We start from the raw sequence: 22,488 nt of genomic DNA, 5'->3' as shown, positions 1-22,488 counted from the left end.
ATTGATAATAAATGTTTAACAACCCTTTAGCTGAAGCTCGTTGGTTACGTTTTAAAGCAAACAAGCGTGGTTTTATCTCCCTTTGGATATTTACCATATTGTTTGGATTGAGCTTGTTCGCTGAGATCATTGCCAACGATAAACCATTATTGGTTTCGTATGATAATCAGTGGTTTGTGCCCGTCATCAATGAATACGCCGAGACGGAATTTGGTGGTGAGTTTGAAACCGAAGCCGACTACAAAGACCCGTATGTTATCGAACTCATTGAAGACAGTGGTTATATCGTGTGGCCAATCATTCCCTTTAGCTACGACACGATAAATTTCGATATTTCAGGCGCTGTGCCTTCGGAACCTGATTCAGTCAACTGGTTAGGAACCGATGATAAAGGGCGAGATGTATTAGCTCGCATCATTTATGGGTTCCGTATCTCTGTTTTGTTTGGTTTTATTCTGACGATTGTGTCGAGCGTGATAGGTGTGGTTGTCGGTGCAACACAAGGGTACTACGGTGGCTGGGTTGATCTATTCGGGCAGCGCTTCATTGAGGTGTGGTCTGGTATGCCGACCTTATTCTTGTTGATCATTCTGTCGAGTTTTATAGAGCCGAACTTCTGGTGGCTGCTTGGAATTATGGTGCTATTCAGTTGGATGAGTTTGGTTGGGATTGTTCGAGCTGAATTCTTACGCTGTAGAAACTTTGATTACGTACGAGCCGCGCAAGCGATGGGTGTTGATGACAAACGCATTATGCTTCGTCACATGCTACCCAACGCGATGGTCGCTTCGTTAACCATGATGCCGTTTATTCTTTCAGGTTCAGTGACCACGTTAACTTCGTTAGATTTCTTGGGCTTTGGTCTTCCTGCGGGTTCGCCTTCATTAGGTGAGCTATTGGCGCAAGGTAAAGCTAACTTGCAAGCGCCTTGGCTTGGCATTTCTGCTTTCGTCGTACTTTCACTGATGTTGACGTTACTTGTCTTCGTTGGTGAAGCAGTACGTGATGCCTTCGACCCACATCAACAGAAGTAAGGATAGGTTATGACTTCAAATACAACGCCTGCTTCTCCAGTTCTAACCATCGACAAATTGTCGGTAGGGTTTGGACGTAAAGATTCTATAGAACAAGTGACTCACGATGTCTCGTTGGAAATATTCAAAGGTGAGACATTAGCGTTGGTGGGCGAGAGTGGTTCAGGCAAATCGGTTACCGCTAATTCAGTGTTAAAACTGCTGCCTAAAGGCTCGTCGCACTACTTAAACGGTAAGATTAACTTCTCTGGTACCGATATTCTGAGTTGTTCAGAAAGGCAACTGCGCGGGATTCGTGGTGGTCGCATCGGCATGATCTTCCAAGAGCCTATGGTTTCATTGAACCCGCTTCATCGAATTGGAAAACAGCTTGTTGAAACCCTCGCGATTCACCGAGGTATGCGAACCAATAAAGCGCAAGCCTTGGCGATAGAGTGGCTTTCTAAGGTGGGTATTCGCTACCCTGAGCAAAAGATTTCAGCTTACCCGCATGAGTTGTCTGGTGGCGAACGTCAGCGTGTAATGATAGCGATGGCACTGATCAATGAGCCAGAGCTGCTTATTGCTGATGAACCTACAACAGCATTGGATGTGTCGGTACAAGCGCAGATCCTTGATCTTCTCAAAGACTTGCAGCAAGAACTCGGCATGGCGATGCTCTTCATTACTCATGACTTAAGTATCGTTCGTAAGATTGCCGACAGAGTCGCGGTAATGAAAGATGGTCGTTTGGTTGAAAGTAACGATTGCCAAACATTGTTCAACGCACCAACTCATCCTTACACTCAAAAGCTCATTAACTCTGATCCTAAAGGCTTACCTGTTCCTGTATCACCAGATAGCAAGCCTCTACTCGATGTGGATCAACTTCGAGTTTGGTTCCCGATCACGGGCGGTTTATTCAAGCGTACGGTTTCACACGTCAAAGCCGTTACCGATATGGAGTTTACCTTGAAAAAGGGGCACTCAATCGGTCTAGTAGGTGAGAGTGGTTCTGGTAAATCAACAACTGGAATGGCGATATTAAAGCTGGTGGATAGCGAAGGGTCGATTACCTACGCGAATGAACAAATTCAAGGTTTAAATCGACAACAAATGTTGCCGTTTCGAAGCCGTATGCAAGTTGTATTTCAAGATCCGTTTTCTGCGTTGAACCCAAGAATGTCAGTCGCTCAGGTGATTGGTGAGGGCTTGTTAGTGCATCAACAATTGGATGAGCATGAACTCGACCAACGCATCTGTGAAGTAATGAAAGAGGTCGACCTCGATCCTGAAACTCGCCATCGTTATCCGAACGAGTTTTCTGGCGGGCAAAGGCAACGTATTGCTATTGCTCGTGCTTTGATTCTTAAGCCAGAGTTTATCTTGTTAGATGAACCTACGTCCTCACTAGATAGAACCGTTCAAGCTCAAGTTCTGGATTTGCTGAAGTCACTTCAAGAAAAGTACGGTCTGACCTATCTATTCATCAGCCATGATTTGAATGTCGTGAAATCCTTGTGTCACTACACCATAGTAATGAAAGCCGGTGAGGTAATAGAGAAGGGTGACACTGAGACTTTGTTTGGCAATCCCCAACATGAATATACTAAGCAACTTGTCAGCCTCTCGAATGTTGGTGGTGCTCTATAGCGTAGGTGTTAGCACTAAAGTAAATGATGACCTGATCAATTCAACATGGTCATTTAGTTGTTTTAAGATTACACTGCGCCCAATATTTCAGAAGTACATATTTAGGTAGAGGTCACCATGGACCAAGAACATTACGAAGACGCTGATTACGAAGGCCAAGAGCTTGGCGAAGAAGGCGAAGAGATTGAGATTGAAGCAATTGGTATTGATGTATCGTCTCAGCCAATCGAACTCTACAAAGTGTTTAAAATTGCTAACCTAGTGAGTGGTGGCGGTGAAGCTAAGCACATCATCTCTGAAGGCTATGTAGCGGTAAATGGTGAGCTGGAAACGCGTAAGCGTCGTAAAATGTACGATGGCGACTTCTTTGAATTCAACCAAGAATACTATGTAGTGGTGTGTGATCAACCAGTACAAGAAGAATCAGAAAAGCCGAAAAAGAAAGACGCGCCTAAAAAAGACAACAAGGCGAAGAAAGGTCAGTCTAAAAAGGATTCTAAGAAGAAAGAGTCTAAGAAAAGCAAAGCTGAAATGCTAAGCGCAAAGGCTGAACCGAAGAAAGAGAAAAAAGAGAAGAAACCGAAAAAGAAAGCGGATACGCCAAAGCCAACTCGTGACGACAAAAGCGGCCGTAATTCGATTGAATTCTTCTAAGCTATAGCTCTAAATTGCTGCTCTAAAACTATTCGTTTGAAAATCAAGCAACGTTAAACCTAGGTTTTTCGTTAAGCAGATATCAAAAGGCTCACTATTTAGTGAGCCTTTTTTGTATTTGTTTGCTAGCACAGCTAACGGCCAATAACGCTTATTCTCAGTGTCGAGTGCGAGAAGACGTCAGTTCTGATGCGCGAAGCTGAGCAACGGCTTTTGCTAGTTCAAGCTGAGCTTGTGCAAAGTTGATGTCTACATTGCCCTTATTGATATTTTCTAGAGCTGCATATTTCGCTTCTTCTGCACGAGCGCGGTCAATGTCTTTACCATGCAAGGCAGTATCGGCCAAAACTGTTACCACATCGGGTTGAACTTCAAGCATCCCACCAGAGACATAAAGCACTTGCCCCTCTGATTTAGGGTCTGTGACAAACACTGTTACGCCCGGTTTTATTTTGCTGAGAAGCGGGGAGTGACCGGGGCGGATACCCAGCTCACCATCCGAGCCAGAAACGGCTAGAGCATACGCTGGACCTGAAAACAGCGTACCTTCCGCACTTACAATATTAAGTTGAAATGTATTATCTGTAATTCCGATAGCCATGGTGCACCTACCTCTTAGAGTGATTTTGCTTTTTTAAGCACTTCGTCGATAGAGCCACAGTACAAGAACGCTTGCTCTGGGATGTCGTCATACTCGCCGCTTAACAGACCTTTAAAACCTCTTAGTGTTTCGCTTAGCGGTACAAAGACACCTTTCTGACCGGTAAACACTTCTGCTACGTGGTAAGGCTGAGTTAAGAAACGTTCAATCTTACGAGCACGAGATACAATCTGTTTATCTTCAGTTGAAAGCTCATCCATACCAAGAATCGCGATGATGTCTTTTAGCTCTTTGTAGCGTTGCAACGTTGTTTGAACTGTTTGTGCAATGTCGTAATGCTCTTGACCAACCACGAGAGGATCCAATTGACGAGACGTCGAATCTAACGGGTCAATCGCAGGGTACAGACCCAATGCAGCGATATTACGAGACAGTACAACGGTCGCATCTAAGTGAGCAAAGGTTGTTGCAGGTGAGGGGTCAGTCAAATCATCCGCTGGTACGTATACTGCTTGGATAGACGTGATAGAGCCCTGTCTAGTTGAAGTGATACGTTCTTGAAGCACACCCATCTCTTCAGCCAGCGTTGGTTGGTAACCTACCGCGGAAGGCATACGACCTAATAGTGCTGAAACCTCTGTACCCGCAAGCGTGTAACGGTAGATGTTATCAATGAACAACAGTACGTCACGACCTTCATCACGGAAGCGCTCAGCCATAGTCAGGCCAGTAAGTGCAACACGTAGACGGTTTCCAGGTGGCTCGTTCATTTGGCCATAAACCATGGCAACTTTGTCTAATACGCCAGCTTCTTTCATCTCGTAGTAGAAATCGTTACCTTCACGAGTACGTTCACCAACACCAGTAAATACAGAAAGACCTGAGTGAGCTTTAGCGATGTTGTTGATAAGCTCCATCATGTTGACGGTTTTACCTACACCCGCACCACCGAACAGACCGATTTTACCACCCTTAGCGAAAGGACAAATAAGGTCAATAACCTTAACACCTGTTTCCAGAAGCTCTGTGCTGTTGGCTTGCTCTTCATAAGAGGGGGCTTCTCGGTGAATTTCGTAGCTTTCTTTCTGACCGATCTCACCACACTCATCGATAGGTTGACCAAGCACGTTCATGATTCGGCCTAGCGTTTCTTCGCCTACAGGGACTGTGATTGGAGAGCCTGTGTTTTCAACGGTTAGGCCGCGGCGCAAGCCATCAGATGTACCCATAGCAATACAACGAACGATGTTGCCGCCAAGTTGTTGCTGAACTTCCAATACTAGCGAGCTTGCTTCGTCGCTGGTGACTTTCAATGCATCATAAACGCGAGGGCTGTTGCCGCCGCTGAATTCGACGTCAACCACAGCGCCGATTACTTTAACTATTTTTCCAACACTCATTCTTAAATCCTCAAATTCTGTTCTGACCCACTCTTTTCTGCCCCTAGACAGCTTGGGCACCTGAGACTATTTCACTCAGCTCTTGGGTAATCGCAGCCTGTCTCGCTTTGTTATATACCAACTGCAAATCATCAATGAGTTGGCCTGCATTATCGGTTGCCGCTTTCATGGCGACCATTCGGGCTGCTTGCTCACAGGCTATACTCTCAACGATGCCTTGATACACTTGTGATTCGATGTATCGATGTAACAGTTCTGAGAGTATGTCTTTGGGCGCTTGCTCATAGATGTAGTCCCAACGACGCGCTTTTTTAGGCTCACTACCAGCCTCAGCTTCTGAAGGGTGGGGGAGCAATTGTAACGTCGTTGGCGCTTGAACCATGGTGTTGACGAATTGGTTGTAAACGAGATACAAGCTATCGATTTTGCCTTCGTCGTAATGCCCTAACATCGCATTTACCGTACCTAAAATGTCTTCTAGTTTAGGTGTATCGCCAAGGCCTGACGTTTGCGCGATGACATTGCCGCCGCGTTGGAAGAACGAGATAGCTTTCGAGCCAATTAAGGTTGTCTCTACCTCGACTCCTTTAGTGCGCCATTGCTCCATTTCCTCTAACACTTTCTTGAACAAGTTTGAGTTCAAGCCACCACACAAGCCTCGATCGGACGAGATAATGATGTAAGCAACACGCTTTGGTTCACGCTGTTGCAGGTATGGGTGCTGGTACTCCAGTGAACCCGATGCGACATGAGAGATAACTTGGCGCATGTTCTCGGCGTAAGGCCGCGTTTGCGTCATGTTGTCTTGAACTTTGCGCATCTTACTTGCTGCAACCATTTCCATTGCACTGGTGATTTTCTGAGTGTTACTAACACTGGCTATCTTGGTGCGAATTTCTTTAGTACTTGCCATAATCTGCTCCTATTTGTTTTGATTTCCAGCTAACAAACCGGAGCACTTACCAAGCTTTCATTCCAACAAAACCATCTAGAATCTCTTTAAGAGCACTCTCGATGTTGTCGTTGTAATCGCCAGTCGCGTTAATTTTGTCGAATAATGCTGGGTTTTGACCTTTGGCGTAAGCGATCAGCTCTTCTTCAAAACAGGCTATGTTGTTTAGTTCAACACCCGCGAGATAGCCTTTCTCTGCTGCGTAAATAACCGTTGCTTGCTCAGCGACCGACATAGGAGAGTATTGCTTTTGTTTCATTAATTCGGTTACACGCTCACCATGGTCGAGTTGTTTTCGGGTCATCTCATCTAAATCAGAAGAGAACTGAGCGAATGCCGCTAGCTCGCGGTATTGAGCTAATGAAGTACGGATACCACCAGACAATTTCTTGATGATCTTGCACTGTGCCGCACCACCCACACGAGATACTGAGATCCCCGGATCGACTGCAGGACGTAGACCTGAGTTAAACAATTGGGTTTGTAGGAAAACCTGACCGTCAGTGATTGAGATTACGTTGGTTGGTACGAACGCAGACACGTCACCCGCTTGAGTTTCAATGATAGGAAGCGCGGTTAATGAGCCAGTTTGGCCTTTAACTTCACCGTTAGTGAACTTTTCTACATACTCTGCATTCACTCTTGCTGCACGTTCTAGTAGGCGTGAGTGAAGGTAGAATACGTCGCCAGGGAAGGCTTCACGACCCGGTGGGCGTTTAAGTAGCAATGAGATTTGACGGTACGCTACCGCTTGTTTGGATAGATCATCATAAATGATCAGTGCATCTTCACCGCGGTCACGGAAGTATTCACCCATGGTGCAACCCGCGTAGGGTGCTAGGTATTGCAGCGCTGCTGATTCTGATGCTGATGCAACAACCACGATGGTGTTTTTAAGTGCATCGTGCTCTTCGAGCTTGCGAACAACGTTAGCGATGGTTGATGCTTTCTGACCAATTGCCACATACACGCATTTGATGCCAGAATCTTTTTGGTTGATGATCGCATCGATTGCCAAAGCGGTTTTACCTGTCTGACGGTCACCGATGATCAGCTCACGTTGACCACGACCAATAGGTACCATGGTATCTACAGCTTTATAGCCAGTCTGAATTGGCTGGTCTACAGACTTACGTTCAATTACCCCTGGTGCAATGACTTCTACTGGGTCAAGACGGTCACAACTTATTGGGCCTTTACCATCAATCGGTTCACCTAAGGTGTTCACTACACGTCCCAGGAGTCCGTTACCTACCGGTACTTCTAAGATGCGACCCGTGCCTTTCACTTTCATGCCTTCAGAAAGGTCAATGTAAGGACCCATTACCACCGCGCCAACAGAGTGGGTGTCTAGGTTAAGTGCAAGTGCGTACTTGCCACCAGGTAGTTCAATCATCTCGCCTTGCATGACGTCAGCAAGGCCATTGATTGTGATGATGCCATCACGAACCGATACGATAGTGCCTTCGTTGCGAGCTTCGGTGCTCACATTAAATTTCGAGATGCGTTCTTTGATTAGATCGCTGATTTCATTTGAATTTAATTGCATAATTGTTACCTATCTCGCGTGAAGTTGATGAGCCAATCGGTCAATTGATGTGTTTAACGAACCATCGATCACGGTTTCACCCGCCTTGATGACCATTCCACCCACTAGCGTGTCATCAATAACCTGCTTCATTTCAACCTGACGCTCTAATTTCTTTTCAAGTGCAGCTGTTAATGACGTAACTTGATCTTGTGTCAGCATTTCTGAACTGGTGACAGTGACAGGCACTACACGTTCATGTTCGTCCTTTAGCTCGCAGAACAATTCAAACAGGTCTCTTACAACAGAAAGGCGGCCGTTCTCGGCCAAGACTCGAATGAGATTAATGACGTGGTCATCAACGAGGCCTTGGCAAATATGAATGATGAGGTTTGCCAACTCTTCGGTTTGTTGTGTAGGAGCACCTTCTGCAGACGAAATCTGACTAGCGATTGTTTCTTCTTCCGCGACAGTCACAAGAATGGACAGCATTGAGTGCCACTCTTGTAACTGGTTCTCACCTAAAGCAAATTCAAACGATGCTTTGGCGTAGGGATGAGCAATATTGGTGTAATCTGACATATTGCCTCTCCTTAGAGTTCGCTAATCATTTGGTCAACCAGCGCGCGGTTCGTTGCGGAATCTAGATTTTTGCTAATCAATTTCTGTGCACTTTGAATCACTGCGTCTGCCATATCCGCCTGAAGTTCACGGCGTATCTTTTGGCGTTCGCCTTCTAGCTCAGCTCTACCTTGTTCTAAGATGCGTGCCTTTTCTTGTTCGGCTTCTTGTTGCGCTAAGCTGATGATTTCGTTGCGGCGTTTTCGGCCTTGTTCAATCAGTTCAGTCACATTCTTTCTTGCATCTTCGATGAGTTGTGCGCCATTGGATTTTGCTAGTTCTAGCTCTTTCGCAGCGTTCTCTGAGTGGCGTAAACCATCAGCGATTTCTTTTTGGCGCTCGTCTAACATCGCGGTGAGAGGGGGCCATACATATTTCATGCAGAGCCAAACAAAAATCACGAATGAGATTGCTTGTCCAAACATGCTTGCATTTAAGTTCATACCTTCCTCACTAAATCTTGATTATGTATAAATCGATCTTTTCAAAGCTGTTTGATTAAGCCACAGCGAAGATGATGTATAGACCGATACCAACACCGATCATCGGTACAGCATCCACAAGACCCATCATGATGAAGAATTGAGTACGAAGCATTGGAGTTAGGTCTGGTTGACGCGCAACACCTTCAAGGTATTTACCTGCTAAGTTACCAATACCAGATGCTGCACCTGCTGCACCTAAACCGATCAGTAATGCACCTGCTACATATAAAACTGCGCTTACGATATCCATTTGTATCTCCGATAAATAATTTGTTAGTTAATTTTTGTAGTTATTAATTAGTGGTGTTCTTCTGTTGCCATTCCTAAATAAACAACGGTCAGTACCATAAATATAAATGCTTGTAAGAATACGATTAATATGTGGAATAAGGCCCAAGGTACACTCAGTGCCCACTGCATCCACCAAGGCATTAGTGCAATAAGGATGAATATCATCTCGCCTGCATACATATTTCCGAATAATCGTAAACCTAGTGATATTGGCTTTGAAATTAATGTTATTAATTCAAGAACTAAGTTAACAGGATATAAAAGAGGGTTATCAAATGGCTGAGTAGTTAGCTCTTTGATAAAGCCTTTCAAACCTTTATTTTTAAATGTATAGGTTAACAGTAGAATAAAAACACCGAGTGCCATCGACATTGGTATATTTACGTCTGCTGTTGGTAGGTCTCTAAAGTGCTCTAGACCTACAGCTCGGGTTAACCCCGGGATTAAATCAATGGGTAATAGGTCGACTGCATTCATTAACAACACCCAAACAAAAGTGGTTAATGCCAGTGGTCCTATTAATTTATCTTCTGCTTGAAAAATTTCTTTGACGAGATTATTAACGAAGTCAAAGACAAGCTCGATAAAACATTGAAAACGACCTGGAACGCCGCTAGTGCCACGAGTGGCTACATACCGAAATGCACCGATGAAAAGTAAACCTGTAATCCAAGATACCAACATCGAGTCAATGTTAAACGCCCAGAACCCATCACCTGTAGTTAAGAAGGTTAAGTGATGCTCTATGTATTCGTGAGCGGTAGTGACTTGATCCATACTACGCGTACTCCGATCTATTAGAGGCGGTAATAAATGGTGTTAAGAAGTATCCAACCATAGTAAATATGTACGCATATAATATTACTGGGTTATCCAGTTTGAAGAACTGGAATGCCAAGATAAACATTAAAAACGTATATGTTATTTTTACGACACGACTCATTTGCATTAAGTCACGTAAACTATAATTAGGGTTCTTACGCACCTTTAGGCTTGCATATATAAATCCAAACAGCGGTGGCAACATCGCAATTACGATGCCCAAAGCTGATGATTCCATATCTACCTTATTACCAAAAAACACTTCATATAAAACTACACCGATGGCTAATACTATTTGGCAGAGAACAACTCTTTTAGCGGCAACAAGGATGTCGCTACTAATCCCATTAAGCCTCATAATAAAACCTTATGTTAAACAGTGTAAGTTAATATAAAACACAGTTTAAATTTAACTTGTTACTACATTTCACTTGTTAATAACACTTGATTTGCTTTAAAGAAAAACCCTTGCTGGTTTTATATCTCCTGACGAAATGAAACGAATTAAACTAATTCGCTATCGTTTCGACAAAATATAAATTACGCCTAAAATTATGTGATCAAAACGACAAATATTGATATCAATAATTCCATTTTTGAAATGAGAGTTTTTCATTTATGAAAGTAATCGTTTTATTACTTTATTCATGAATATTTAAGATGCTTTATCCATATGAAAAAGAGGGACTTTTGGGAAGGGTTCTGCGAGCGAAATTATCAACTTATGATCTTATCAATTAAGACTATTCAAACACTTAGGCTCATTTGTAAGCTGAATTGCCAAGTGTGGTTTGAGAGAGATTACGCTTGTTTGAGGCAAGGATGGAAGGTTTCGTTTGTCTGGGATATTAAGCGTACGTCGCTCCTTATCAATAAACGAATATTTTTTATATTGTTGTCACTTTGTCATTATTTGCGTACGCGAGCGTGAAAATTCAGCGCCTAAATGTTGATGTTATAGGAGTGATGGTGATGATTGGGTGTGTGAGAAGCATGGTTGGGAGAAGAGACACCGAGTTTTGAGGAAGTAAATAGCAGCAAAGTGCTGCCTAATTTACTTAATCTAGGCTCTCTTATTACTCTTCATAACTGAGGTATTGAACACATAAGTCATGGAAAGCCTGTGCTTGTGGCGAGATCGTACGGTCAGCCAGTCTGAAAATACCGATTTGACGCTGTAAAGGTGGGTCAATCAATGGAATCCACACCAAGCGGGTTTCATTGGTTGGGAAAGCCAGTTTAGGCAGCGTGGTCACGCCTATCCCGAGCTCTAACACCGAAAACAGCGAAGTAATGTTCTCTACTGAATACAAAGCTTGTTCGCTGAGCATTCGTGCGGGTGTTGGGTCAAGTAGGGTACAAGTACCGTTGCGAATGAAGGGTTGTTTTAACAAAGTTTGCCACTCGATTCCCTCTTTTTGAGAGGCGATAGGGTTGTCTTTGAGGCACACCACACCTATAGGATCGGAGAGTAATGGCGTGAAATCGATGCTCTCTTCTTCTAAATGGGAGCTATTTCCGAGGGCAACATCCACTTCTCCTGAGAGTAATCTTGCTTCCACACCTGCCGCATTATCATCAATCAAGCTGACTTCTACATTCGGGTATTGCTCACAAAAAGCCCCTAAAACACTAGGGATTAATTTTGCGGCGACCGATGGCACGCTCGCTATTCGAACTCTTCCTTGTTGTCCTGCCGCGGCTGCGCGTAGATCATTGTCTAATGCTTTGTAAACATTCAGAAATTGAATGATTTTTGGAAGGCATATATCCCCGAAAGGTGTCAGCGTTGATTTGTTACCTGTTTCAAACAGTGGCTGGCCAAGTATTTTTTCCAGCTCTTTTATCGATGTAGAAAGTGCCGCTTGCGATCGATTTGCACGGTGAGATGCCGCTCGAAATCCGCCTTCTTCGACCACTAAAACAAAATGTTTTAACTGTTGTAGCTTAATACTCATGGCACTGATCCTTCTCTAGCCCTTGCTATACCTTACTTTTTGAAAGGTGATAGATTTTATTTATCAAATGCACAAAATTTACCGTTAGATTTATCAGTCGTCAAGGTGCAGTATTTAACCATCTTGAAACATAGTTGTTACAAAGTTGGATGGAATCGTGAACGCACAAACTAAAAAACACCCAGTAAAAACCGCTCTTTTTGCTTCAAAAGCACCACTAGAGTGGGCAATCGTAAATAACGGCACTCTATACACCGCGCAGATTCCAATTGATGAAACGGGCGCAGTAGTAGAAGGCGGTATCGAAGCGCAAACGCGTCAGACTTTTAACAACCTTGTTCATACGTTGGAGTGTGCAGGCGAATCTATGGATTCCGTGCTGCAAGTTCTGATTTACGTGACAGACCGTGAATATCTAAAAACGGTCAACAGCGTATACGGAGAATACTTCAATGCACCTTATCCAAACCGTGCTGCGGTCGTCGTTGCAGGGTTAGCAAGGGAAGAGATGTTAGTCGAGTTTGTGGTTTATGCATCGGCGTCTCAACCTGAATAATTCGACTGTGAACTAAGGCTATTTGCGGATCAAAACTCTTTTGAATTAAAGCGGTTTATTGATACAAGCGATCGGGTTTACTTTAGATACAAAATGTACGACTTATTTTAGCAATTAATTGCCTGAATATTAACAGTTTATTAATCAACCAGATGGTTGCCAGACTCAACCGCAACCTAACCGTTACAAGGACAGAATGATGACTCAATTACAGAATGTTCAAGCAGAGAATGCACTTTACATCGGCGGCGAATGGCAAGCGGGTGTAAGTACCGTTGCGAACATTAACCCATCAGATATTTCTGAAAACATCGGTAACTTTGCACAAGCAAGTGCGGAACAAGTTCAACAAGCGATTTCAGCGGCGAAGCACGCTCAACCAGAGTGGGAAAAAACGCCGATTGAACGCAAGCAAGCGGTGCTTCAAGCGATTGGTGATGAGTTGATTGCACGTTGTGATGAGCTAGGCACGCTTCTTTCTCGTGAAGAAGGTAAGCCTTTTCCTGAAGGTCGTGGTGAGATTTACCGTGCTGGTCAGTTCTTCCAATACTTTGCGGCTGAAGTGCTTCGTCAAATTGGTGACAACGCGGATTCAGTACGCCCAGGCGTTTCTGTAGAAGTGACTCGTGAAGCGGTAGGCGTTATCGGCATCATCTCTCCTTGGAACTTCCCGACAGCAACGGCTGCTTGGAAAATTGCTCCTGCATTGGCTTTCGGTAACAGCGTTATCTGGAAACCAGCAAACCTAACACCAGCAAGTGCGGTTGCGCTTACTGAGATCATCCACCGCCAAGGTATCCCTGCAGGTACGTTTAACCTTGTACTAGGTAGCGGTTCAACGGTAGGTGATGCACTGATCAACTCTAAAGAAGTGAACGGTGTGAGCTTTACTGGTTCTGTTGATACAGGTCGTAAGGTTGCAGCTGCTACAGCGCCAAACTTCGTTCGTTGCCAACTAGAAATGGGCAGTAAGAACGCACTTGTGGTTGCTGATGATGCTGATATCCAAACAGCTGTTGATGCGACTATCGCAGGTTCGTTCTCTGGTGCGGGTCAAAAATGTACAGCATCTTCTCGTCTAGTGGTTATGGATGGCATTCACGACCAATACGTTGAAGCACTGATCAAACGTATGAGCGAACTGAAAGTCGGTCACGCACTAGAAGACGGCGTGTTCATGGGGCCTGTTGTTGACGGCAACCAACTTGAAGCAAACCTAGGTTGGGTTGAGAAAGCACGTCAAAGCGGCGGTGAGCTAGCATTTGGTGGCGAACGCCTAAGCATGCAACACGAAGGTTTCTACATGTCTCCAACGCTGTTCTTGAACACTAAGAACGATTGGGAAGTGAACCAAGAAGAAGTGTTTGCACCAATGGCAAGTGTGATTCGTGTTGCTGACCTAGAAGAGGCTATCGCGACAACCAACGATACTCGCTTTGGTCTAACGGGCGGCATCATCACTCAGAGCCTACGTACTAGCGCGATGTTCAAGCAACAAGCGCAAACCGGTTGTGTGATGGTGAACCTACCAACAGCAGGCACGGATTACCACGTACCGTTTGGTGGCCGTAAAGAGTCTAGCTTCGGTCCTCGTGAGCAAGGTCAATACGCGAAAGAGTTCTACACAGTAGTGAAGACAGCTTACCAGCGTCCTTACTAATCCACTTTCTAAATAAGAATTGGATAGCTGAAGATATTAACTTCCTAGCTATCCAGCTATCGAATTGGCCTGATTCACAGAGTCAGGCCAACATTAAAACCAAAGCAGCAACGAACTTATATAAGTGATTTAACCCATTTTTGAAAACATGTTATTTGAGCGTGTTTTCAAAACCGAGCTAGAACACTGAGCTTTCAATAGGAGTGGTTATGTACCAGCAACGGATTGTTATAGATGGATTGCAATACTGCAATTGGAACAGAGAGTATTTCCAAACACTAAAGGCGAGCGGCATTACAGCAGTTCACGCTACCGCGGTTTACCACGAGACAGCTCGTGAAACCTTATCTCGCTTTGCAGAGTGGAACTTAAGATTCGAGCAGAACGCAGACCTTATCATGCCGATTCACTCAATGGCTGATGTAGAGGCTGCAAAAGCGACTGGCAAAGTCGGCATTTTCCTTGGTGCTCAAAACTGTTCTCCAATCGACGATGAGATTGGTCTTATCGAGGTGATGCGTAAGCAAGGTCTTTTGATCATGCAATTGACGTACAACAACCAGAGCTTATTGGCGACGGGTTGCTACGAAAAGAACGACACCGGTATTACTCGCTTTGGTAAACAAGCTATCGAAGAGATGAACCGAGTGGGCATGATCATCGATATGTCTCACAGTGCCGAGCGTTCAACGCTTGAGGCGATTGACTTGTCTTCTCGTCCTATTTGTATCAGCCATGCGAACCCAACGTTTGCTCATGATGCGCTACGAAACAAATCAAATGATGTGATTAAAGCCCTAACTGCACGCGGTGGCTTAATCGGATTCAGCTTATACCCATTTCACCTACCAAACGGCAGCCAATGTACGTTGGAAGACTTCTGCCAAATGGTTGCGACTACCGCTGACATGGTCGGCGTAGAGCACCTCGGTATTGGTAGTGACCTATGCTTAAACCAACCTCAAGCCGTTCTTGAATGGATGAGAAATGGTCGTTGGTCTAAAGCAATGGACTATGGCGAAGGCTCTGCGAACAACTCAGGTTGGCCAGATGCGTTGCCTTGGTTCTGCGGTAGTGCGGGTATGGAAAACATATATAACGGATTGATGCGTCATGGTTTCAGCGAGTCTGAAGCTGGGCAAGTCTTGGGAGAAAACTGGTTTAACTTCTTGAAAGGTGGCCTAGAGCCTCAAACCAAGGGTTAATGGTTTCTCGCGAGCCATCATCGAATTAGCAGCCTGGTAACAAACGTTCAATGAGCAAGTGCTGCTTACACCAATTTCACTATTCAAAAGGAACAATGGTCTATTTCGCAACGCGGTAACCCAAACATGGATTAGCCTGCCCAACACAAAAAACAATAGGGCAGGTGTTAAATACACCCTTGTAGTCATCATTCAAATGACAGCTGCAAAGAAACCTCTGGAGTCAGAGTATGTCTGATTTAACCAATAGCGTGAAATCCTCTAGCTTAAATGCGGGTCAAGCACACACAGCAATTAATGCAAAAAGCAACACAAACGAGTCTGAGTCTACGTCAGACAAATTAGGACTATCCAACCCAGCACTTTGGTACAGCGGCGGTTTTATCGCTCTGTTCGTGGCACTTGCTCTATTTGATGGCGAGCTGTTATCAAGCCTAGTAAATGCGGGCTTTGCATGGTCTGTAAAAGTATTTGGTCCTTACTGGCAAATGCTTCTTCTTCTGACTTTTCTTATTGGTCTTGGCTTAGCTGCAGGGCGAACAGGCAAGGTTATCCTAGGCGGCATCGCTAAACCGGAAATGGATGGTTTCCGTTGGATGGCTATCATCTTCTGTACGCTACTTGCAGGCGGTGGTGTATTTTGGGCCGCAGCAGAGCCTATCGCTCACTACGTTAGCCCACCACCATTGTATGGTGCGCAAGAAAATGCGCAGCAAGGCGCGGTGAATGCTTTATCGCAATCATTCATGCACTGGGGTTTCCTAGCATGGGCTATTGTGGGTAGCTTAACGTCTATCGTGGTTATGCACCTTCACTACGACAAAGGCTTACCGCTTAAACCTCGTATTCTGCTTTACCCTGTATTAGGTGAGCGTGCTCTGAAAGGCCACACCGGCGCACTGATTGATGCATGTTGTATTGTCGCAGTAGCGGCGGGAACCATTGGTCCTATTGGTTTCTTAGGCTTGCAAGTGAGCTACGCACTGAACGCACTGTTTGATATTCCAGATGGGTTCACAACGCAGTTGATCATCATCCTGTTCGCTATCGTTCTATACACATTATCGGCATTAAGTGGTCTTAACCGCGGAATGCAAATGCTAAGCCGTTACAACGTAATTTTGGCAATGGCATTGATGGTCTACATCCTGATCTTTGGCCCAACAAACTTCATCTTCAATGGCTACATCCAAGGTGTAGGCAGCATGATTGATAACTTCATCCCAATGGCAACATACCGTGGTGACGAAGGTTGGTTGAGCTGGTGGACAGTGTTCTTCTGGGGTTGGTTCTTAGGTTACGGCCCAATGATGGCTATCTTCATCGCTCGTATTTCACGTGGTCGTAGTATCCGTCAATTGGTGACAACGATTAGTCTAGTTGCACCGTTTGTAACTTGTTTCTGGTTCACAATTGTTGGCGGCTCTGGCCTTGCGTTTGAAATCGCAGATCCAGGCAGTGTGAGTAAAGCGTTTGAAGGCTTTAACTTACCAGGTGCGCTACTGGCGGTAACTCAGCAGCTACCAATGCCAATGCTTATCTCAATTCTGTTCTTGATCTTAACCACGATCTTCATCGTAACGACTGGTGACTCAATGACTTACACTATCAGTGTGGTGATCAGTGGTGAGACAGAACCGAATGCAATTATTCGTACCTTTTGGGGTGTGATGATGGGGGTAACAGCGTTAATTCTGATTTCCCTAGGAGCCGGCGGTATTTCAGCGCTGCAATCCTTCATTGTTATCACCGCGGTACCGGTGTCCTTAATCTTGCTGCCATCACTTTGGAATGCGCCTCAAATCGCAATCAAGATGGCAAAAGAGCAGGGACTCTAAAGATAAGGCTCTGTAAGAAAGAGCTCTGTAAAACAAGAAACTGATTAAATAAGAACAAATCAGCCTTTGAAAGAAGGCTGATGCAAGATTCCGAAAGGAACAGAAAAACCGTACTGGTGAAGATACATCGGGCGGCACGTATTTAGGTCAATCGATCTAGTCAGGACAAATAATAAGGGGTGAGTTTGCTTGCCTCGATAACTATCAAAAACGTGAAAGCTAACCAACATACTGTCGCAACAATGCTTCAAATGACGCCAACGATCGGTTCTGAATGGCTAGCAAAATCCTATAACTATAAGGTGGTGAGCAAAATGGATGCACATCGTTCTACTTACACTGAATCAGTACTACGTGACGCAACCGTCGTCATGGCACCGGAAAGGCTAGGTGCAATGCACCAAACACGCATCAGCTTCGTGAGAACTCTGATTCGTAAAATGGCACAACAGCAATGGAAAGTGACTAAGCATGAGTGGCAACTAGACACTCAAGGTTTTGGTCATGTTATCTATAAGCTAGAGACGCCAAATCATGTTTATCATTTGGTTGTGTTCTGTGATGAGATTGCAGACGACGAACGAAATGACCGTGTAATTGCTGAAAAGTGGGACGTAACGTTTGCTCTTGTTCTTGGTGATGTTGATGTCACCCTACTTGAGAGACTTCGTGCGAATGTACCGCTACAAGAAGCCGGCCGTAATCCAAATAACGTGCTTGTTTTAGCGCGTGCAAATAAAAGTGTACGTGTGTTTGAACACATCGTGAGTCACCTGGCTAAAGGTGTTCAACCAACACCAAAAGAGCTGGCTGAAGTGGGTTACATCCTGCGAACGACAGCGGTATACGGCAACGGAAAATTTGGAATTGCTGACTTTAAAGTCTTAGAAAAAAATGAAGATTTTAATCAGTCGTTTAGTGCGCAAATGTGTGCAGTTTATATGCTACGTGAGTTCAGCCTAGATTGGGTTCACTACCTAGCTGAGCAACAAGGCGGAGAACAGGCGATTACCTTGCACAGAGGTTTACAACGCTACCTAGGTGTGGGTAATGCTACTGGTTTAGGCATGGCGCCATATTTGATTAACCACCCAAGTATTGTCGATCAATGGATGACTACTCGTGAACATGCATTAGCTGACGTGTTAGCTAGTCACACGGATACCGCATTGATTGAACCGTTGCGCGTTTTAATGAACAAAGCCGTTTGCCATCTAGAGCAAGTGGTCACCATTAATGAAACCCAGCAAGAGTTAAACAAAGCGGCGGTTGATGACCTTAAAAAGGCTGAGCAATCGCTTGAAGCGTCTGTCAGCCAATGTGATACGTGGGCGCAGTTAGTTGAACAATCTAAGCACATGAGTATGGAAGCCCAAGAAATCCTTATCTCATGCTTGATGGAATTGTACCCAGAATTAGTGGACGCCCATCAAGAGCATATGAATTGCAGCGAAACACTGTCGCTTCCTAGTGGCAAAAAGATTCAAGACCTTCTTGTTGTATTAGAAGAAAAGTACCGTTGGGCGATCACGACTGATTTTACCAAAGCACAGAACAACTACTGGTTTTGGTATCGCTCTCAAGACAAAGAAGAGCCAAGGCTTGGAGTGCGAGGTGAGGAGCTAGGTGAAGAGCGTGAACTGCCGTTGGATATAGGTCGTCAAGCTTACCGTTTGTACCATGCTTTATTGCAGTTTGCGCCAGAGCTTTCATTAGCTGAGTTCCTTGTTAAGCAACCTCAGCACCGTGCGATAGCTCGTCGTGTATGGACGCTAGGCAACAAGGCGATGGGCGACATTCAAATGAATGTGCTGCATCAAGATTCGCCACCAATGCATTTACTGCGTTGCAAGCTTGCGATGTTTGGCGCGACTAAGTTTGATCCTCGCTCAGACCGTTGGGTACGAGTGACGTTTTTCCAAGGTGCACCACTGCTTGATGAAATTCATCAGGACGAATGGGTGTTCCCAGTCTTACCAAGTGAAGCGGAGCTTGCTGACTCTCAAAAATCTACTACACACATCAACGCTCAACATGGAGGTAAATCGTTATGATCGTTTCTCACAATGAACTGGTAGCGGCCGTCAATAAAGCCTTTCTGGGTATGCGTCGTACATGTGGTGAAGCCGATGTGATAGCGAACATGGTGGCAGATTTACAAATGGTCGGTTTGGATGGTGTTCGTCATTTTAACAATGCGAGCAACTTCATTGGGCTAGAAGACGATTGCCCAGTGGACATTCAAGTGCTTAGTGATAACACGGTTGAAGTTGATCTGCACAAGGCAAGTTTGGCGTGCCACCTTCCAGTGGTGATGGATTACGCGATTGAAAAAATGGTCGGCAAGAAGACGTTGAAAATTGAGCTCAACAACTGTCATAACCGCTGGCTAGCGTATAGCGAGCTTGTGAAACTGGCCGCGAAAGGCATCGCGTGTACTGCACGTTGGGACAACGGATCCAACCCTAAGAGCACTTTGTATGTGCTCAACCGTGGTTGCGTTGCACCAGAACTGTTTTTATCAGATTTGCCTCTGGCATCGGACGATCATATCCACAATATGACCATCGAGCTTTCCGTCCAGGATTTCGATATCGAACGTTTGTCAGATGGCTACCAAACACACATTGAATCGGAAGCGCTTTTTAAAACTCAAGAGAAGGCGTGGAATGAAGGCATTGAAGTTGACGATGGAGAGTGGGGCGCGTTGAAAGAAACGGCGACGGCTATCCTTGTTGAAAACAGCCAACGTTCAATTCAAGGTGCAGGTGAACTAGAAGCTTCTTAGCTATAAGTTATAGAAACTAAGTTTATAGAGCTTTAGTTTATAGATATTTAGCTTATAGAAACTGAGCCTATAAAGCCTGAGCTTATTGAACTTAAAAGCATCATCTACAACAGATAAAACCAAAGAGCTTAACGTATCCTCACCTCGTTAAGCTCTTTTTATTTGTGCCGCATTTTTATTCTTCCTCTCAATAGATCAAACCTTAAACTCTCTGTTTTGACACAAGTTGTTACGCGTTGAAGGTAAATTAAGCGATTAGATGAAGCACCTTCACATTCATGTTAAACAAACGGTTTCTTTTACAAGCCACTATGCGTATCTTGCTAACTAAAGGTGCCAATGGGCGCCGTTTTTATTCGTACCGATGACTTTAGAATCAGATAAAAAGGAATGAAGCGTGCAAGCTAACTTTATTGATGGAACCACCCTGTATCGTCAGCACTCTTTTGAGTTGCCACTCGATTACCAAGCAAAAGATGGACAACAGATCCAAGTCTTCGCACGCGAGCTGGTTGATCTCGCTAAAGATGCGCAAGAGCTGCCGTGGTTGATCTACTTTCAAGGCGGCCCGGGTTTTCCTTCTCCACGTGTTAGCGGCCAATCAGGTTGGCTAAAGCGTGCATTGCAAAACTACCGTGTTCTGCTTCTTGATCAACGTGGTACAGGCAACAGTACGGTGATCAGTCACGAAACATTGGCGCACCTGTCTCCAGAGCAGCAAGCTGAATACCTAACTCATTTCAGAGCCGATAACATCGTTCGTGACGCGGAAGCGATTCGTGAGCAGTTCGGTGTTAAACAGTGGTCGACGATTGGCCAGAGCTTTGGTGGCTTCTGCACATTGAGCTACTTGTCGCTGTTCCCACAAAGCCTAAAGTGCTGTTATGTCACGGGCGGTATACCTTCTATCGAACGCGAAGCTGACGATGTGTATCGTGCGACCTACAAGCGTGTAGAAGACAAAAACAAAGCTTTCTTTGCTCAGTTCCCGCAAGCGCAAGCTATGTGTCGTGAGATCTCTGATTACCTACTTAACAACGACGTGAGACTGCCAAATGGTCAGGTGTTTACGGTTGAACAGTTCCAGTTGATTGGTATTAATCTTGGCGGCGGTGAAGCAAACCTTCCTATGTATTTCACATTAGAGACTGCGTTTGTTGAAGTGAACGGTAACAAACAGCTGAGCTACAGCTTCCTAAACCAAATGCAGCAAGAGCAGGGCTACCTAACAAACCCTATCTACGCGATTCTACATGAATCGATTTACTGCCAAGGTACAGCGTCTAACTGGTCGGCACATCGAGTTCGTCAGCAGTACCCACACTTCAACTACCAATCGGGTCGTGAGTTCTGGTTTACCGGAGAAATGGTCTACCCATGGATGTTCGACCAACTAGAAACGTTGAAGCCACTGCGTGAAGCAGCCAATCTATTAGCTGAGAAATCGGATTGGGGTACTTTGTACAACGCGGAGCAGCTGATCAAGAATACGGTTCCTATGGCGTGTGCAGTTTACGCAGATGACATGTACGTAGAACTGGATTACAGCCGCGAAACACTGGCTAATATTCCAAACTCGAAAGCGTGGATTACCAACGAGTATGAGCACAATGGTTTGAGAGTGGATGGTGAACGAATCGTCGATAAGTTAATAACGATGGTTGATGCATTAGAAAACTTGCCAAAATAATTAATTTTTCCCTGCCAGAAACAAGAAAACGCTGCATCCGTGCAGCGTTTTTTTATGTCATCGAACTATTCGATTTAAGGAACTAGGAGGGGTAGCCCTTGAAGCCATTAAGGTTGGATGACGATATCTTGATTTTCAGTGGTCGATAAGCTGGCGCGGTTCTGTTCGATAAGCTGAGCCGCATAAGAGGGAGTCACAGCTTGAATTTCGCCTTTTGAACGAATCGTTAATGCTTCCCACGCATGGTCACGATATTTGCCTGTTTGTGTATATTCAATTAGTACTCTCATGATTCTTTCATCCGATGTGTGGTTAACGTGCTACTAACATTAGCGCCATTATTGAGGTTGCACACCTGTTAAAAATGGAACATAAGATTAACCAAATGAGAATGCGAGTAACTTGAAAAAAAGGCCCTATTGCACTTATCTTACTTAACCGTACTTATCGTAACCAAGCGTACCTATTGTAAATAGCTCTCATAAAAAACGCTGCACAATGGCAGCGTTAAAGTAGAGATAGGTTGAAGATTGATTAGCTGTTTTCTAGGCCAACAATCTTTCGTGCAGACATCACTGCACTATCTAAATCGGTCAATCTACCAGCACTGGCTGGACCAAGAACTGATGAATACAAAGCCAACTGCTTCTCAAATGATAAATCTAATTGGTTATATAGATTTTGGCGGATTTGAGCGTGTTGCTGTGGCTGTGCGCTCGACAGGCCTTCCAACGTATCGTAGATGAGTGTAGTTGTATCCATAACTGTCCTTA

General features: G+C 44.7%; 22 protein-coding genes. 10 read left to right on the top strand and 12 right to left on the bottom strand.

The genetic code is table 11. The features are described 5' to 3' along the window. Nucleotides 1-11 precede the first annotated feature (11 nt). The 3 genes from QQ041_RS17360 to QQ041_RS17350 all read left to right on the top strand — a co-directional run bounded on the left by QQ041_RS17360 (nt 12) and on the right by QQ041_RS17350 (nt 3,320). A complete protein-coding gene (locus QQ041_RS17360; protein WP_048608646.1) occupies nt 12-1,034 on the top strand; it encodes an ABC transporter permease in 1,023 nt (340 codons plus the stop codon). 9 nt (nt 1,035-1,043) lie between these two features. Then, nucleotides 1,044-2,666, top strand: coding sequence for a microcin C ABC transporter ATP-binding protein YejF (yejF, locus tag QQ041_RS17355; protein WP_285954602.1), 1,623 nt, complete (start codon nt 1,044-1,046; stop codon nt 2,664-2,666). 117 nt (nt 2,667-2,783) lie between these two features. Then, nucleotides 2,784-3,320, top strand: coding sequence for an RNA-binding S4 domain-containing protein (locus QQ041_RS17350; RefSeq protein WP_137000968.1), 537 nt, complete (start codon nt 2,784-2,786; stop codon nt 3,318-3,320). A gap of 157 nt (nt 3,321-3,477) precedes the next feature. Here QQ041_RS17350 and QQ041_RS17345 read toward each other — a convergent pair whose 3' ends face one another. The 10 genes from QQ041_RS17345 to QQ041_RS17300 all read right to left on the bottom strand — a co-directional run bounded on the left by QQ041_RS17345 (nt 3,478) and on the right by QQ041_RS17300 (nt 11,978). Then, nucleotides 3,478-3,921, bottom strand: a complete 444-nt coding sequence (locus QQ041_RS17345; protein ID WP_285954601.1) for a F0F1 ATP synthase subunit epsilon — start codon at nt 3,919-3,921, stop codon at nt 3,478-3,480. Nucleotides 3,922-3,935: 14 nt separating this feature from the next. Then, nucleotides 3,936-5,321 carry a F0F1 ATP synthase subunit beta gene (gene atpD / locus QQ041_RS17340; RefSeq protein ID WP_086713776.1) on the bottom strand — a complete coding sequence of 462 codons (1,386 nt, stop codon included), beginning with the start codon at nt 5,319-5,321 and terminating at the stop codon, nt 3,936-3,938. 43 nt (nt 5,322-5,364) lie between these two features. Beyond that, complete coding sequence (atpG, locus tag QQ041_RS17335) at nt 5,365-6,234, bottom strand: F0F1 ATP synthase subunit gamma (RefSeq protein ID WP_239718946.1); 870 nt, start codon at nt 6,232-6,234, stop codon at nt 5,365-5,367. 46 nt (nt 6,235-6,280) lie between these two features. Next, entirely contained in the window at nt 6,281-7,822 is a 1,542-nt protein-coding gene (gene atpA / locus QQ041_RS17330; protein ID WP_285954600.1) for a F0F1 ATP synthase subunit alpha, read from the bottom strand. 9 nt (nt 7,823-7,831) lie between these two features. Next, nucleotides 7,832-8,383 carry a F0F1 ATP synthase subunit delta gene (locus tag QQ041_RS17325; RefSeq protein WP_285954599.1) on the bottom strand — a complete coding sequence of 184 codons (552 nt, stop codon included), beginning with the start codon at nt 8,381-8,383 and terminating at the stop codon, nt 7,832-7,834. A gap of 11 nt (nt 8,384-8,394) precedes the next feature. After that, complete coding sequence (locus tag QQ041_RS17320; protein ID WP_086713780.1) at nt 8,395-8,865, bottom strand: F0F1 ATP synthase subunit B; 471 nt, start codon at nt 8,863-8,865, stop codon at nt 8,395-8,397. Between the two features lie 55 nt (nt 8,866-8,920). Further along, entirely contained in the window at nt 8,921-9,157 is a 237-nt protein-coding gene (atpE, locus tag QQ041_RS17315) for a F0F1 ATP synthase subunit C (protein ID WP_004730405.1), read from the bottom strand. 47 nt (nt 9,158-9,204) lie between these two features. Continuing rightward, nucleotides 9,205-9,975, bottom strand: coding sequence for a F0F1 ATP synthase subunit A (atpB, locus tag QQ041_RS17310; protein ID WP_048608583.1), 771 nt, complete (start codon nt 9,973-9,975; stop codon nt 9,205-9,207). 1 nt (nt 9,976) lies between these two features. Then, complete coding sequence (locus QQ041_RS17305) at nt 9,977-10,378, bottom strand: ATP synthase subunit I (RefSeq protein ID WP_048608582.1); 402 nt, start codon at nt 10,376-10,378, stop codon at nt 9,977-9,979. A 718-nt stretch (nt 10,379-11,096) separates the two neighbouring features. Continuing rightward, the gene (locus QQ041_RS17300; protein ID WP_285954598.1) at nt 11,097-11,978 is read right to left on the bottom strand and encodes a LysR family transcriptional regulator; all 882 of its coding nucleotides are present in this window, start codon (nt 11,976-11,978) and stop codon (nt 11,097-11,099) included. A 157-nt stretch (nt 11,979-12,135) separates the two neighbouring features. Between QQ041_RS17300 and QQ041_RS17295 the strand changes: the two genes are divergently transcribed. The 7 genes from QQ041_RS17295 to QQ041_RS17265 all read left to right on the top strand — a co-directional run bounded on the left by QQ041_RS17295 (nt 12,136) and on the right by QQ041_RS17265 (nt 21,715). Next, nucleotides 12,136-12,534, top strand: coding sequence for a RidA family protein (locus tag QQ041_RS17295; RefSeq protein ID WP_004741170.1), 399 nt, complete (start codon nt 12,136-12,138; stop codon nt 12,532-12,534). A 199-nt stretch (nt 12,535-12,733) separates the two neighbouring features. Then, the gene (locus QQ041_RS17290) at nt 12,734-14,194 is read left to right on the top strand and encodes an aldehyde dehydrogenase family protein (protein ID WP_285954672.1); all 1,461 of its coding nucleotides are present in this window, start codon (nt 12,734-12,736) and stop codon (nt 14,192-14,194) included. 209 nt (nt 14,195-14,403) lie between these two features. Next, on the top strand, nt 14,404-15,399 hold the full coding sequence (locus tag QQ041_RS17285) for a membrane dipeptidase (RefSeq protein ID WP_285954597.1): 996 nt from the start codon (nt 14,404-14,406) through the stop codon (nt 15,397-15,399). A gap of 230 nt (nt 15,400-15,629) precedes the next feature. Beyond that, nucleotides 15,630-17,237 carry a BCCT family transporter gene (locus tag QQ041_RS17280; protein WP_285954596.1) on the top strand — a complete coding sequence of 536 codons (1,608 nt, stop codon included), beginning with the start codon at nt 15,630-15,632 and terminating at the stop codon, nt 17,235-17,237. A 251-nt stretch (nt 17,238-17,488) separates the two neighbouring features. Next, a complete protein-coding gene (locus QQ041_RS17275; protein WP_285954671.1) occupies nt 17,489-19,291 on the top strand; it encodes a hypothetical protein in 1,803 nt (600 codons plus the stop codon). Continuing rightward, nucleotides 19,288-20,025, top strand: a complete 738-nt coding sequence (locus QQ041_RS17270) for a DUF3726 domain-containing protein (protein WP_048660319.1) — start codon at nt 19,288-19,290, stop codon at nt 20,023-20,025. Before QQ041_RS17275 ends, QQ041_RS17270 begins: the two co-directional genes overlap by 4 nt. A gap of 397 nt (nt 20,026-20,422) precedes the next feature. Beyond that, a complete protein-coding gene (locus QQ041_RS17265; RefSeq protein WP_285954595.1) occupies nt 20,423-21,715 on the top strand; it encodes an alpha/beta fold hydrolase in 1,293 nt (430 codons plus the stop codon). 107 nt (nt 21,716-21,822) lie between these two features. On the opposite strand, the gene QQ041_RS17260 is transcribed toward QQ041_RS17265, so the two are convergent. Next, a complete protein-coding gene (locus tag QQ041_RS17260) occupies nt 21,823-22,005 on the bottom strand; it encodes a hypothetical protein (RefSeq protein WP_004730424.1) in 183 nt (60 codons plus the stop codon). A 244-nt stretch (nt 22,006-22,249) separates the two neighbouring features. Next, on the bottom strand, nt 22,250-22,477 hold the full coding sequence (locus QQ041_RS17255) for a PAS factor family protein (protein ID WP_285954594.1): 228 nt from the start codon (nt 22,475-22,477) through the stop codon (nt 22,250-22,252). Nucleotides 22,478-22,488: the final 11 nt, after the last annotated feature.

The organism is Vibrio sp. TMPB1044, from assembly GCF_030442075.1.
Taxonomy (GTDB): domain Bacteria; phylum Pseudomonadota; class Gammaproteobacteria; order Enterobacterales; family Vibrionaceae; genus Vibrio; species Vibrio satsumensis.
Note: the sequence above shows the minus strand (reverse complement) of the source record. Positions and strands in the feature narration are given on the sequence as shown.